This is a genomic window from Bradyrhizobium sp. DOA1, assembly GCF_001593325.1.
Classification (GTDB): Bacteria; Pseudomonadota; Alphaproteobacteria; order Rhizobiales; family Xanthobacteraceae; genus Bradyrhizobium.
The window spans coordinates 2,584,889-2,598,931 of record NZ_JXJM01000001.1; the positions used below are offsets into that span (position 1 = coordinate 2,584,889).

The window sequence follows — 14,043 nt, forward strand, 5'->3', positions numbered from 1 at the left end:
TGGCGCTGACCGTCCTGACGGCGCCCTGACCATTTCCTGGTCTTTGGCTGAACCTTTTCCGCCCTCTACAGACCCAGAGACATGGCCTGGAAGTTTGGACCGTTCGAGCTCGACGAAGCGAGCCGCGTCGTCACCTGCGCGGGGCGTGAGGTCCAGTTGCAGCCGCGGGTGTTCGACCTGCTGGTCCATCTCCTTCGCAACACCAGCCGTGTGGTCTCGAAAGAGGAACTGCTGGACGCCGTCTGGCCCAGCGTCATAGTGACCGACAATTCATTGCAGCGCGCCGTGAGCGCGCTCCGTGCCGTTCTGCGCCAAGGCGGCATAGAGAGCGCGGTCCGGAACGTGCCGGGCAAGGGATATCGCTTCTGCATCGATGGCGAAGCCGAACGTCAGGCGATGTCCGATCCGCAACTGGGCGCTGCCTCCGACATCCCTGCGCGTGGTCGAGCCGCCATCGCCGCCCGGTCGTGGCGGGAAGCGTGCAGCCTCTTCGAAGCGGCGGATGCCAAGGGCCTGCTGGACGGCGAAGACCTGCATCAATGGGCTCTCGCCCTTCAGTGTCTGGGCGAGCCCGACGAGGCCATTGCCGTGCTGTCGCGGGCGGTCAATGTGCGCGCGAGCGCCGGCGATCTCGCCCAGGCCGTCACGGACGCGATCATGTTGTCCGACCTCTATTTCGACCGCGCACAGGTGGCGATCGGAAAGGCCTGGGTCGCTCGCGCCGAAGACTGGGCATCCGAGATTGCCATCCCGGGCGCAACCGCCATGGTCTTGTGGATGAAGTCCAAGGTGGCGGCTTTCGAAGGAGAGCCCGAAGAGGCGCTCGCTCTGGCTGAGGCCGCCTACACCACTGTTCGTCACAGCGATGCCGTGGTGGCGGAAGCGCTAAGTCTCGCCTTTCGCGGTTTCTATCGCCTCTGTCTCGGAGATACGCAGGCCGGGCTGACGGATCAGGACCAGGCCGCCACGCTTGCGCTGGCCAGCAACGAGCTGGATCCCGTGACGGGCGGCATCCTCTACTGCAACGTCTTGTGGTCAGCGCGGATGTTCGGTGACTGGGCTCGCGCCGATCAATGGACGCGCGGCTATCAGAGCTTTTGCTCCGAAAGCGGCATGGAGCTGACCGGCTGGTGCCAGCTCCACCGTTCCGAAGTGTTGGGCATCCGAGGCTCGCTCGGCGAGGCTTTGGCCCGGATCGAGGATGCCCTTGAGAGGTTGTCAGCAAAGGCGTCCTGGGCGCTTGGCGATGCTCATCGCGTGCTCGGTGACGTCCAGACTGCGATCGGCAACGACGAAGAGGCCCTTGAGGCCTATGACAAGGCATACTCGCTCGGCTGGTGTCCCGAGCCGGGACGCGCGATGCTGCTGCTGGAGCGCGGCGAGGCTGAAGCGGCCTATGCGGGCCTCGAGAGAAGCCTGATCGGCAAGGCCTGGTGGACGTTGCAGCGGCGCGGGATCTTGCTGGCGCACCTGGCGCTGCTTGCGGCGCATACCGGCCGGAACGACCAGGCGGCAGAGCTGATCAACGAGCTGTCGGGAGAGGCGGATCGATGGCCGCTACCTTCCATCCGCGCGCTCACGAATGAGGCGCAGGCGATCCTCGCGTTGGCCCAGCAGGGTCGCGCGACAGCTGTGCGGCATCTTCATCTTGCGCGGCAACTCTGGTCGAGCGTCGAGGGAAAATATCAGGCGGTGCGGTTGAGGCTGCAGATCGCGAGGCTCCAGATGCAAGGCGGCGACCTTCGGGGCGCACGGGCGGAAGTTCAGGCCGCGCAATTGGTCGCAGCCGAGATCGGTTCGCACAAGCTTCAAGCCGGTTGCGCAGCTCTGGCGAGAGACATCCTGGCGCTGAGAAACGAGAACTTTCTGGCCAGCTGATTGCCGACTTCCGCGGACAGTGGACAAACTATCCTCATACGATGGCAGACATCCGCCAGCCGTCAATGGAAACGGGGCCCGTAAGGGCCCCGCAAAACTCTTCGACGCTGCGCCGATCTTACTTGATCTTGGCTTCGCGGAATTCGACGTGCTTGCGCGCGACCGGGTCGTACTTCTTCTTGACCAGCTTGTCGGTCATGGTGCGCGAATTCTTCTTGGCGACGTAGTAGAAGCCGGTGTCGGCCGAGGACACGAGCTTGACCTTGATGGTGACCGCTTTGGCCATGTTCTGAACCTCAGAATATCGGGGAATCTGGAGCCGGCCAAACGGCCCGCGTTGGCCGGCAACCTAGCCAGAAACGGCTGGAAGTCAAGGAATTCGGGCAGAAAAACCGCTCAAATCGGCCCGATCACGCCTCGAAGAACCGGTTTTTCGGCCGCGGCAGGCCCAGATTCTCCCTCAAAGTGGGCCCTTCATACTCTTTGCGGAAGATTCCCCTGCGTTGGAGCTCCGGCACGACCTTGTCGACGAAATCGTCGAGGCCGGCGGGCAGGAACGGGAACATGATGTTGAAGCCGTCGGAGCCGCGCCCGACCAGCCACTCCTCCATCTGGTCGGCGATGGTCTTGGGCGTGCCGACGAAGGACAGCCCGCCATAGCCGCCGACGCGCTGGGCGAGCTGGCGCACGGTGAGTTTTTCGCGCGCGGCGAGATCGACCAGGCGCTGGCGGCCGCTCTTGCTGGCATTGGTCTCGGGGATATCGGGCAGGGGCCCGTCGGGATCGAAGCCGGAGGCATCGGTACCGAGGATGACCGAGAGCGAGGCGATGGCGCTGTCGTAATGTACGCGGCTGTCGAGCAGCGCACGCTTTTCCTTGGCTTCGTCGACGCTGTCGCCGACCACGACAAAGGCGCCGGGCAGGATCTTCAGATGCTCGGGGTCGCGGCCGATCTTCTCCATGCGGCCCTTGATGTCGGCGTAGAGCTTCTGTCCGTCCGCGAGGCTGCCGCCGCCGGTGAACACGGCTTCCGCCGTCTCCGCCGCGAGCTGCTTGCCGTCCTCCGACGCGCCGGCCTGCACGATCACCGGCCAGCCCTGCACGGGGCGGGCGATGTTGAGAGGGCCGCGCACCTTCAGATATTTGCCGTTGTGGTCGAGCGTGTGCATCTTGGCGGGATCGAAGAACAGCCCGCTCTCGACATCGCGCACGAAGGCGTCGTCGGCAAAGGAGTCCCAGAGACCGGTGACGACGTCGTAGAACTCTCGCGCGCGCTTGTAGCGCTCGGCATGCTCCATGTGATCGTCGAGGCCGAAGTTAAGTGCGGCGTCCGGATTCGACGTGGTGACGATGTTCCAGCCCGCGCGGCCGCCGCTGAGATGGTCGAGCGAGGCGAAGCGCCGCGCGACGTGATAAGGCTCGTCGAACGTGGTCGATCCCGTGGCGATCAGGCCGATGCGCTCGGTGACGGCCGAGAGCGCCGACAGCAGCGTGAACGGCTCGAACGAGGTCACGGTGTGGCTGCGCTTGAGCGCGTTGATCGGCATGTTCAGCACGGCAAGGTGATCGGCCATGAAGAAGGCGTCGAACTTGCCGGCCTCGAGCTTCCGGATCAGCTGCTTGATGTGACCAAAGTTGAAATTGGCGTCGGGCCAGGCCCCGGGATAGCGCCAGGCGCCGGTGTGGATGCTGATCGGGCGCATGAACGCGCCAAGCTTGAGTTGCCGTTGTGCCATCGCCCGGTGTCCGTTCTTGGTGACGCTCGGGAAAACATAGGCATGAAGGGGAACTCCGCCATCGGGGGCGGCGGGAAGATTATTTTGTTTTTCGCAGATCTCTCAGCACGTCATTCCGGGGCGCCGCGGAGCGGCGAGCCCGGAATCCATACTCCCGATGGTGGTTATGGATTCCGGGCTCGCGCCAAGCGGCGCGCCACGGAATGACGAGATGAGGGCTTGGCTCCGCAGCGTCAGCCCAAAATATCCTTCTGCATCTTGCCGCCGTAGAAATGAAAGAACGGCACCGGCGCATCGTGACGAAGCGGGCCCGTGGCAAGGCGGCTATCGAGCTCGTTGAGCACGTTGCGCGTCATCGGATGCAGATCGGCGAGCGGCTTCGAGCCGAGCTCGACCCAAACCAGCTCGACCAGTTCGGCGTCGGCATGGATCACGCCGTCGACCCGGTGGGTGATCGCGGAGGCATCCGCGGTGAAGAAGCGCGTGTCGAAGCGCTTGACGCGGCCGGGCGGGGTGATCGCGCGCGCGATCAGGAACAGGCCGGAGGGATCGGGCAAGAGGCCGGCATCGGCGAACGGCTTCCAGGGGCCATCGAGCTTCGGCACCTTGCCTTCCGCCCTGCGGCCGAGGCACAGGCCCGTCTCCTCGCAGGCCTCGCGGATCGCGGCAATCGCGAGCGACTTCGCACGCGAGGCCGGCGTCTTCGGGCTGCCTTTGGCGAGATTGGTTTCCAGCTCCGCGGTGATGGGGGCGGCGCAGGGCACGCGATAATCGGCCTTGTCGACGCGACCGCCCGGAAAGACGAATTTCCCGGGCATGAACACCACCTTGTCGTGGCGCTTGCCGACCAGCACTTTCGGAACGGAGCCGCTGCGATCGACAAGGATCAGCGTCGCAGCATCCCTCGGGCGAAAATAGGGATGGTGGTCGGCTTCCTTCTCCTCGTGAACTTTTGTCTTCTCCTCGGCCTGCGAAATATCCGTCATGTCCTCACCCGAACTGTTCTTGCTTATTTTGCCTACACCGGCGGAATACCATCGGGAGGGTTCTCGTCAAACCCATGCATGCGCAGAGCCCATTGCAAGCCGACCACAGCTCCCTTCACCGGCTGCAACAACGCGAGCGAGGCGACGAAGGTGAAGGGCAGATAGGCCACGAAGCTGAGCCAGACAGGCGTGGTGTAGTTGGTCTCGATCCAGAGAATGGCCGGCACCACGACATGGCCGACGATGACAATGACGAGATAGGCGGGCAGATCGTCGGCGCGATGCGGCGTGAAATCGAGGCCGCATTCGGCACAATTGTCCGCCGTCTTCAGGAAGGCGCGAAACAGCTTGCCCTCGCCGCAGCGCGGGCAGCGGCCGCGGAAGCCGCGTATCATTGCGGTCCAGACGTCGCGCTTCTCGACGAGGCCGGTCTCGCGCGTCCAGATCTTCGGGGCCGTGCTCATCGTCACCACGCCTTGCCCTTCTTGCTTTTTCCCTTGTTTTTCCCTTTGCCCTTGTCTCGGCCCTTCTTTGCCTTGCCGGATTTCGGCTTCTCCGGCTTGCGTTTTCTCTCTGGGCTGCGACCGGGATGCGGCTTGGACGATTTGCGCTGCGGGCGGAACTGCCGGCGTTCGCGCGGTGAGCTGTCGCTCTCGGACGACAGCAGCTCGAAGCGCAGCGCGCCTGCGATGGGAGCTGCTTCGATCAGACGGACGTCCACGACGTCACCGAGCTGATACATCGTGCCGCTGCGTGTGCCGACCAGGGCATGTCGGCCCTCGTCATAGTTGAAATATTCCGTGCCGAGGGATCGGATCGGGATCAATCCGTCGGCGCCGGTCTCACTCAGCTTGACGAACAGGCCGGCGCGGGTGACGCCGGAGACGCGGCCCTGGAAGCTGGCGCCGATGCGATCGGCAAGATGATGCGCGATCAGGCGGTCGACGGTCTCGCGCTCGGCCTTCATGGCGCGCCGCTCGGTCAGGGAGATATGCGCCGCGACTTCGCCGAGCGATTCCGGCGTCTCGCTGTCGGGCAGGGCACCTTCGCCGAGCCCGAGCGCACGGACCAGCGCGCGGTGCACGACGAGGTCGGCATAGCGACGGATCGGCGAGGTGAAATGCGCGTAGCGGCGCAAATTCAGGCCGAAGTGCCCGTAATTCTCGGACGAATACTCCGCCTGCGCCTGGGCGCGCAGCACGACCTCGCTCACCAGCGGGTAATAATCGTGGCCTTCGAGCTGAGCCAGCACGCGGTTGAACAGCGTCGGGCGTAGCGCGCCCGATTTGGTGAAGGGAATGTCGAGCGTCTCCAGGAACTCGGAGAGCGCGTGGACCTTCTCCAGCGTCGGCTCGTCATGCACGCGATAGATCAGCGGCAGCGATTTCTTCTCCAGCGTCTCGGCAGCCGCGACGTTGGCGAGGATCATGAATTCCTCGATCAACTTGTGCGCGTCGAGCCTTTCAGGCACCACGACGCGGTCGACCGTGCCGTCGCTTTTGAGCAGGATCTTGCGCTCGGGCAGATCGAGATTGAGCGGGTCGCGCTCGTCGCGGGCGCGCTTGGCGCAGGCGTAAGCGGCATAGAGCGGCCTCAGGATCGGATCGAGCAGGGGGCCGGTGGTGTCATCCGGTCGTCCATCGATCGCGGCCTGGGCCTGCGCGTAAGCGAGCTTCGCCGCCGAACGCATCAGGATGCGGTGGAACGTATGCGAGCGCTTGCGGCCGTCGGAGCCGAGCACCATGCGCACCGCGAGGGCGCCGCGCGGCTCGCCCGGCACCAGTGAGCAGAGATTGTTCGAGATGCGCTCGGGCAGCATCGGCACGACACGGTCCGGGAAATAGACCGAGTTGCCGCGATCGAGCGCATCGCGGTCGAGCGCGCTGCCCGGACGCACATAGAAGCTGACATCGGCGATGGCGACGTTGACGATGAAGCCGCCCTTGTTGTTGGGATCAGGGTCGGGCTCGGCATGGACCGCATCGTCGTGATCCTTTGCATCCGGCGGATCGATGGTGACGAGCGGCACGTCGCGCCAGTCCTCGCGGCCTTTCAGGTTCGCTGGCTCTGCCGCCTCCGCCTCGCGCTCGGCGGCGGAGGAGAATTGCAAGGGGATCTCGTGCGCGTAGATCGCGATCAGGCTGATCGCTTTCTCGGACTTGACCGAGCCGAGCTTCTCTTTGACTCGGCCCGAAGCGAGGCCAAAGCCGCGCGAGCGGACGAGGTCGACACTGACGAGGTCGCCGTCCTGTGCGCCGCCCGTGTCGGTCTTGGCGATGTTCAGTTCGCGGTCGGCGAACTTCTTGTCGACGGGGACGAGCCGCCCGCCGCCTTCGGGAAGGCTGCGGAAGACGCCGAGGATGCGGCTCTTGGCCTTGTCGATGACCTTGATGATGCGGCCGCGCCAGGCCGGACCTTCGTCCTCGTCCGAGCGCTCGACGCGCAGCAGCGCGCGGTCGCCGACGCCGGCGGCGGTGCCGGGCTTCGGCCGGCGCGGCATCTCGATCAGGATTTTCGGCGGCTCGCCGCTCTCGACCTCGTCCCATTCGGCGGGGGAGGCGATCAATTCGCCGTCGCTGTCGCGCCCGGTGATGTCGGCGAGCAGCGTTGGCGGGAGCGTGTCCGGCTCGGAGACCTTGTGGCGCTTTTTCTTGATGATGCCGTCGTCGGCGAGCTCGCGCAGCATGCGCCTGAGCTCGGCGCGATCGGCGTTCTTCAGGCCGAACTCGCGTGCGATTTCGCGCGTTCCCGCCTTTCCATGATTTGCCTTGATGAAGGCGACGATGGCTTGCCTGTCGGGAAAGCCACGGTCTTTCTTTGGTTTCACTTAACCTCTAATTCTGAACTCAAGTCTTGTTCTTCAAGTCTTGCCGGCACTCTTCTTGGCCGGAGCCTTGGTGGCGGCGCTCTTGGTCGGCGACGTCTTTGCAGTCGACGGCACGGCGGCGCGCGCCTTGCTGGTGGATTCGGTTTTGGATTTGGTCGCCGCTTTCTTCGCGGCCGGCTTCTTCGGCTTTGGCGCGGCATCCTCGCCGTCCGTAGCCTTCTTCTTGGCCTTGGCGGGCTTGGCGGCCTTCTTGGCCTTGGTCTTGCCGCCGCCTTTCGCCGCGCGCTCGTCGATCAGTGCGATCGCCTGCGGCAGCGTGATGGCGTCCTTCTCGAACTCGGCCGGGATCGTCGCGTTGACACCGCCTGCCGTGACATAGGCGCCGTAGCGGCCGCTCTTCACCGTGACCGTGCCGAGGCTCGGGTGATCGCCGATCGCCTTGCCGGGATCGGCGCCGAAGCGGCGGCTCGGGCCCTTCGCAACCTTCTCTGCGATCAGCGTCACGGCACGGTTGAGGCCGATGTCGAAGACTTCGTCGCCGGCCTCCAGGCTGGCATAGGTCTTCTCGTGCTTCACGAACGGTCCGAAGCGGCCGAGACCTGCGGTGATCGGCTGACCGGTTTCCGGATGCTTGCCGATCTCACGCGGCAGCGACAAGAGCTTCAGCGCGAGTTCGAGATCGACATCGCTGGGCGAGGTGCCCTTCGGGATGCCGGCGCGCTTGGGCTTCTCGCCTTCCTCGTAATCCTTGGGCTCGCCGAGCTGGATATAGGGACCGAAGCGGCCGGCCTTGACCCAGACATCGCGACCCGTCTCAGGATCCTGGCCGAGCGAACGGTCCGCGGTCGTCTCGCCGTCGGCGGCGAGCTGGCGGGTGTAGCGGCACTCCGGGTAGTTCGAGCAGCCGACGAAGGCGCCGAACTTGCCGGCCTTCAGGTTCAGCCGACCAGTGCCGCAGTTCGGGCATTGCCTGACGTCGCCGCCATCGGCGCGGGGCGGATAGATGTGCGGCCCCAGCATCTCATCGAGCACGTCCAGCACCTGCGCGACGCGCAGATCCTTGATGTCGTCGACGGCGCCGATGAAGTCGCGCCAGAAATCCTTCAGCACCTGCTGCCAGGAAATCTCGTTGTTGGAGATGCGGTCGAGCTGCTCCTCCAGGCCCGCGGTGAAGTCGTATTCGACGTAGCGGCTGAAGAAGCTTTCGAGGAAGGCGACCACGACGCGGCCCTTGTCCTCGCCATGCAGGCGCTTCTTCTCCAGCTTGACGTAGCCGCGGTCCTTCAGCACCTGCAGGATCGAGGCATAGGTCGAGGGCCGGCCGATGCCGAGCTCTTCCATCCGCTTGACGAGGGAAGCCTCGGAGAAGCGCGGCGGCGGCTCGGTGAAATGCTGGGTGACGGCGAGCGACTGCCGCTTCAAGGCTTCGCCGGCGCTCATGCCGGGCAGGCGGCGGGAATCCTCGTCCTCCTCGTCGTCGCGGCCTTCCTGATACAGCGCGAGGAAGCCGTCGAACTTGATGACCTGGCCGGTGGCGCGCAGCTCCAGCGTACGGCCGCCGGCTTTGGCGGTGATGTCGACCGTGGTGCGCTCGAGCTCGGCCGCTTCCATCTGGCTCGCGATGGTGCGCTTCCAGATCAGCTCGTACAGTTTCGCCTGATCGGCATCGAGCTTGCGGCTCATGCTGTCGGGACGGCGCGACATGTCGGTCGGTCGGATCGCTTCGTGCGCTTCCTGCGCGTTCTTGGCCTTGGCCTGGTACTGGCGCGGCGCATCCGGCACATAGGCGTTGCCGTAGTCCTCGCCGATCACCTTGCGCGCCTGGGTGATGGCCTCAGGGGCGATCTGCACGCCGTCGGTACGCATATAAGTAATGAGTCCGGTGGTCTCGCCGCCGATGTCGATGCCTTCATAGAGGCGCTGGGCGATGCGCATCGTGTGCGCGGGCGCAAAGCCGTATTTGCGGCTGGCTTCCTGCTGGAGGGTCGAGGTGGTGAACGGCGCCTGCGGATTGCGCCGCGCCGGCTTGGCATCGACCGCGGTCACGGCATAGGCGGCGGCTTCCAGCGCCTTCTTGAAGTCCTCGGCTTCCGCGCCGGTGCCGATGTCGAGGCGCTGGATCTTCTTGCCGTCGGCGCCGACGAGGCGGGCCTCGAAGGCATCGCCTCGCGGCGTCAGCAGCGTCGCGACCAGCGACCAATATTCGCGCGGCACGAATTTCTCGATCTCCAGCTCGCGGTCGCAGACGAGGCGCAGCGCGACCGACTGCACGCGGCCGGCCGAGCGCGCGCCGGGGAGCTTGCGCCACAGCACGGGGGAGAGGGTGAAGCCGACCAGATAGTCCAGCGCGCGGCGCGCCATATAGGCGTCGACCAGCGCGCCGTCGATCTGGCGCGGATGCTTCATCGCGTCCGTAACCGCCTGCTTGGTGATGGCGTTGAACACCACGCGCTCAATCTTCTGGTCCTTCAGCGCGCGCTTCTCCTTCATCACCTCCAGCACGTGCCAGGAGATCGCCTCGCCCTCGCGGTCGGGGTCGGTGGCGAGAATCAGGCGGTCGGCACCTTTCAGCGACTTCGCGATATCGTTCAGCCGGCCGGCGGCCTTGGGATCGACCTCCCAGATCATCTTGAAATTGGCGTCGGGATCGACGGAGCCGTTCTTGGCGGGGAGGTCGCGGACATGGCCGAACGACGCCAGGACCTCGTAGGACGAGCCCAGATATTTGTTGATCGTCTTAGCTTTCGCCGGCGACTCCACAATAACGATATTCATGTAGTTCCAGTAACTTACGGGAAAATCTTGGGCCGAAATCGAAAGGACTCGGGACGGCCGTTTCGACCCGAACATGGGTGGTGAGGCCGTTCCTGTCAAATCGAGGGGTGTTGAAAGCTGCCGCAATGGGAAAAGTTTCATATCGAAAAAGTTGCATAACACCACCTTGGAGTTGCGGCCGATGTCGGCGTAATGTCTCCCCGGGGCATGGATTCGGGGTGGGGTCTGGTGACGAAGCCAGCAAAAAAGCGAGCGCGCGCCGCGGCAAGCGCGTCAGGGCGCTTGCGCAACGAGGAACCGGGAGAAGGCGGGGCAGATGAGGCGGTGGCCTTCATTGCCGAGCAGTCGGCCGCCCTGCGTCAGCTCGCCGAGCGCCACAAGCTGTCCGTGTTGCATTATTTATTGGGCATGACCCAGCTCGAGGCCGACGAGCATCTGCGGCTGCGGACCAAGCGCAAGCTGTCGTGAGGGGCGCCGGGCCAATATCACCCGTCATCCTGAGGTGCGAGACATGCGACGCGAAGCGGCGCGTGGAGAGCCTCGAAGGATGAACGGACCCGGTGATGCAGCCGGGCCGTCGCCCTTCGAGGCCTCCGGTTCGCTCCGGCGCCTCAGGGTGACGGTGGTTAGATCTGAGCGCTCTGCTTCAACTTCGTCATTGCGAGCGTAGCGAAGCAATCCAGAATCCCTCCGCGGAAAGACTCTGGATTGCTTCGCTGCGCTCGCAATGACGGGGTGGTGGCAGTCGTGCTCCGTCAAGCTGACCGTCTGCGCGGTGCCGACCGCGGCTTCAACGTGGTGTCCGCGGGGCTGAGCAGGCGGCCATCCTCGGCGCGCATTTCCAGCTTCTTCACGGGGCGGCCTTTCTCGCGATCCACCAGAATTGTCGCGATCTCTTCCGGGTGGTCGTCGAACTCCTCGCTCCATTGCCGCAGGGCCACGAGGATCGGGAAGGTGCCGCGGCCCTTTGGCGTCAGCACATATTCAGAATAGGCGCTGCCGTCGGAGGCGGGGGCGGTTGCCAGGATGCCGTGATCGACCAGCGCGCGCAGGCGCACTGATAGGATGTTCTTGGCCATGCCGAGCTTGTTCTGAAACTCGCCGAAGCGCCGGACGCCGAAGAGCGCCTCGCGGATGATCAGCAGCGACCACCAGTCGCCAAGCGCGTCCAGTGAGCGCGCGATCGGGCAAGCGTCACCCTCGAAGCTCGTTCGTTTCACCATCACCTTCGTCCTGTCGCGTTCGCACGGCTTTGGCGGCAATCACGCGCTTGTGTGGTTGCATCATAAAACCATATGTCCTAGATGGCAATCTGGTTTTATCTTGAAACTACTGGAGGCGAACGTGAGACTGAAGAACAAGACGGCCCTGATCACCGGCGGCAACAGCGGCATCGGGCTCGCGACGGCAAAACTGTTCGTGGCGGAGGGTGCCAAGGTGGTGATCACCGGGCGCAACAAGGAAACGCTAGACGCGGCCGCGAAAGAGCTTGGGCCGAACGCGCTCGCGCTTGCTGCCGACGCGACCGACATCGCCGCGACGGAAGCTGCGATCAAGCAGGGCGCGGAAAAGTTCGGCAAGTTCGACATCGTGTTCGCCAATGCCGGCATCGCCGGCGGCACGCCGCTGGGATCGGCGACGCTGGAGGTGTTCGAGAAGGTCATCAGCACCAACCTCACCGGCGTGTTCTTCACCGTTCAGGCCGCGCTGCCTCATCTCAACGACAATGCCTCGATCATCCTCAATGGCTCCGTGATCTCGGTGCTCGGCATTCCCGGCTATTCCGCTTACGGCGCTGCGAAGGCGGGCGTGCGCGCGATGGCGCGGATCATGGCCTCGGAGCTGTCACCGCGCGGCATCCGCGTCAACGTCGTTGCGCCCGGCGCGATCCGCACGCCGATCTGGGGGCCCGCGACTGCGACGCCGGAGGCCGAGAAAGCGTTCGAGAAACGGATCGCCCTGTCGACGCCGCTCGGTCGCATCGGCGAAACCGATCACGTCGCCAGGACGGTGCTGTTCCTTGCCTCCGATGATTCCGCCCATGTGCAGGGCCAGGAGATCTTCGTGGACGGCGGCGCGGTCGCCTCTCCGAGCGGGGCGCCGATCTATCGGGGCTGATCGCTTAAGCAAAACCCGGTCGGGCGCAACATTCGCGTTGCGCCCGACCGAGTAGCTGTGGCGAACGCTAGGCCGCCCGCAGGCTCGTTGCGGACTGGAGCGCGCCGGCGATCGCCTTTTCGCGGTGCTCCGGCCCGACCTGAATGCCGTCGGCCGGAATGAATTCGACGTTGGTGATACCCATGAAGCCGAACACCCAGCGCAGATAGGTTTCGAGATGTTCGCCGGCCGCGTATGGCGTCTCCGCGCCGTAATAGCCGCCGCGCGAGATGGCCACGATCACGCGCTTGCCGCCGGCAAGACCCTGCGGCCCATTCGCACCATAGCTGAACGTCTTGCCTGCAACGAGGATGCGGTCGATCCAGGCCTTGAGCTGGCTGGGAATGGTGAAATTGTACATGGGCGCGCCGATCACGACGATCTCGGCAGCGAGGAACTCATCCAGCGCAGCCGCGCTCGCAGCGAGGTCGGGCGCAAGTTCCGCTGGCGCGGGCGCGCCTTGCGCGGCTGCGAGGTGCGAACCGGAGAGATGGGCGAGCGGGGTCTCAGTCAGATCACGATAGGTGATATCGAGGCCGGGCGTCGCCTGCCGGAGCCTGTCGACGATGGCGGCGGAGACCTGCCGGCTGACGGAGTGGGGGCCGAGGACGCTGGAGTCGAGATGGAGGAGTTTCATTTGGGGTCACCCTGGTATAAGTTTGTAACCAGCGCTACATGAGTGACTATAGAAATCCTCGCAAGAACGCACTTTTTTGAGCCATGGGCACATCTTTGAAACCTGCGAACATCAGTTTCCCTGCCACGCCGCGGCCCGATCCCGCGCCGCATCCCGACCATGCGGACTGCCGCGGGGTCGCCTCCGTGCTGTCGCGCGTTGGCGACAAATGGAGCGTGTTCGTCATCATGATGCTGAGCGACGGGCCCAAGCGCTTCAATGAGCTCAAGCGCATGATCAACGGCATCTCGCAGCGCATGCTGACCCTGACGCTGCGCGGTCTGGAGCGCGACGGCCTCGTTACGCGCACGATCTTTCCGACCATTCCGCCGCGCGTGGACTATGAGCTGACCGATCTCGGCCGTGGGCTTCAGGAGCCAGTGAAAGCGCTCGGCGAGTGGGCGATCAAACACCAGGAGCAGATCGCGACGGCGCGGACGCGGTTCGACGCGCGGAACGAGACTTAGAGGAGAGACACCAGCCCGCCGCCGTGACGTTCGAGCCTGCCGGCGAGCTCGAGCTCCAGCAGCACGGTGCGCACGATCGCGGGCGAGGCGCCGGACATTCGCACGAGGTCGTCGATGGAGATCGGCGCGGGGCCGAGCAGGCCGGTGATCTGGTCGCGGTCATGGCCTTGCGGATCGCTCTCGAACGGCTCGCTGTCGGGCTCTTCAGCCGGATGCATCAGCGGGCGCTCCATGATCGGCTGAACCGCATTGACGATGTCGGCGGCTTCCGTGACGAGCGTCGCGCCCTGCTTGATTAGGTCGTTGGCGCCGGCGGCGCGCGGGTCGAGCGGCGAGCCTGGCACCGCAAACACCTCGCGGCCCTGTTCGGCGGCCATGCGCGCGGTGATCAGCGAGCCCGAGCGGTGCGCGGCTTCCACCACGACCACGCCGAGCGAGGCGCCGGAGATCAATCGGTTGCGGCGAGGGAAGTCGCGGGCGCGGGGCTCATGGCCGAGCGGCATCTCGGAGATCGCAGCGCCCTCGTGATCGAGGATCGATG

At 65.0% G+C, this 14,043-nt stretch carries 13 protein-coding genes; 4 read left to right on the plus strand and 9 right to left on the minus strand.

Annotation, left to right across the window (positions count from 1 at the left end; translation table 11 throughout):
- The first annotated feature begins 81 nt into the window (after positions 1-81).
- Positions 82-1,878: a winged helix-turn-helix domain-containing protein gene (locus SE91_RS12265; protein ID WP_061847781.1), complete on the plus strand. Its 1,797-nt coding sequence runs from the start codon at positions 82-84 to the stop codon at positions 1,876-1,878.
- Positions 1,879-1,996: 118 nt separating this feature from the next.
- Here the strand turns inward: SE91_RS12265 and rpmG are convergent, their stop codons facing one another.
- From rpmG to topA, 6 genes are all read right to left on the minus strand, one after another.
- Positions 1,997-2,164 (minus strand): 50S ribosomal protein L33, encoded by a 168-nt coding sequence (rpmG, locus tag SE91_RS12270; RefSeq protein WP_007603295.1) that lies wholly within the window; start codon positions 2,162-2,164, stop codon positions 1,997-1,999.
- Between the two features lie 124 nt (positions 2,165-2,288).
- Positions 2,289-3,614: an LLM class flavin-dependent oxidoreductase gene (locus tag SE91_RS12275; protein WP_061847782.1), complete on the minus strand. Its 1,326-nt coding sequence runs from the start codon at positions 3,612-3,614 to the stop codon at positions 2,289-2,291.
- Between the two features lie 233 nt (positions 3,615-3,847).
- A complete protein-coding gene (locus tag SE91_RS12280) occupies positions 3,848-4,600 on the minus strand; it encodes an NUDIX hydrolase (RefSeq protein WP_061847783.1) in 753 nt (250 codons plus the stop codon).
- Between the two features lie 32 nt (positions 4,601-4,632).
- Positions 4,633-5,073 (minus strand): DUF983 domain-containing protein, encoded by a 441-nt coding sequence (locus tag SE91_RS12285; protein WP_008548508.1) that lies wholly within the window; start codon positions 5,071-5,073, stop codon positions 4,633-4,635.
- Positions 5,067-7,427 (minus strand): ribonuclease R, encoded by a 2,361-nt coding sequence (gene rnr / locus SE91_RS12290; protein ID WP_061847784.1) that lies wholly within the window; start codon positions 7,425-7,427, stop codon positions 5,067-5,069. Before rnr ends, SE91_RS12285 begins: the two co-directional genes overlap by 7 nt.
- Before the next feature lie 33 nt (positions 7,428-7,460).
- Positions 7,461-10,202 carry a type I DNA topoisomerase gene (gene topA, locus SE91_RS12295; RefSeq protein WP_061847785.1) on the minus strand — a complete coding sequence of 914 codons (2,742 nt, stop codon included), beginning with the start codon at positions 10,200-10,202 and terminating at the stop codon, positions 7,461-7,463.
- Between the two features lie 282 nt (positions 10,203-10,484).
- On the opposite strand from topA, the gene SE91_RS12300 reads away from it, so the two are divergent.
- Positions 10,485-10,670 (plus strand): hypothetical protein, encoded by a 186-nt coding sequence (locus tag SE91_RS12300; protein ID WP_245318439.1) that lies wholly within the window; start codon positions 10,485-10,487, stop codon positions 10,668-10,670.
- Positions 10,671-10,957: 287 nt separating this feature from the next.
- On the opposite strand, the gene SE91_RS12305 is transcribed toward SE91_RS12300, so the two are convergent.
- Entirely contained in the window at positions 10,958-11,425 is a 468-nt protein-coding gene (locus SE91_RS12305; protein ID WP_061851101.1) for a winged helix-turn-helix transcriptional regulator, read from the minus strand.
- 121 nt (positions 11,426-11,546) lie between these two features.
- On the opposite strand from SE91_RS12305, the gene SE91_RS12310 reads away from it, so the two are divergent.
- Complete coding sequence (locus SE91_RS12310; RefSeq protein WP_061847787.1) at positions 11,547-12,320, plus strand: SDR family oxidoreductase; 774 nt, start codon at positions 11,547-11,549, stop codon at positions 12,318-12,320.
- A gap of 67 nt (positions 12,321-12,387) precedes the next feature.
- On the opposite strand, the gene SE91_RS12315 is transcribed toward SE91_RS12310, so the two are convergent.
- Complete coding sequence (locus SE91_RS12315; protein WP_061847788.1) at positions 12,388-12,996, minus strand: FMN-dependent NADH-azoreductase; 609 nt, start codon at positions 12,994-12,996, stop codon at positions 12,388-12,390.
- An 83-nt stretch (positions 12,997-13,079) separates the two neighbouring features.
- Between SE91_RS12315 and SE91_RS12320 the strand changes: the two genes are divergently transcribed.
- A complete protein-coding gene (locus SE91_RS12320; protein WP_061847789.1) occupies positions 13,080-13,502 on the plus strand; it encodes a winged helix-turn-helix transcriptional regulator in 423 nt (140 codons plus the stop codon).
- Here the strand turns inward: SE91_RS12320 and SE91_RS12325 are convergent.
- Positions 13,499-14,043, minus strand: a 545-nt coding sequence (locus SE91_RS12325; protein WP_197489459.1) for a DNA-processing protein DprA, incomplete at its 5' end; no start/stop codon positions are given. The genes SE91_RS12320 and SE91_RS12325 overlap by 4 nt on opposite strands.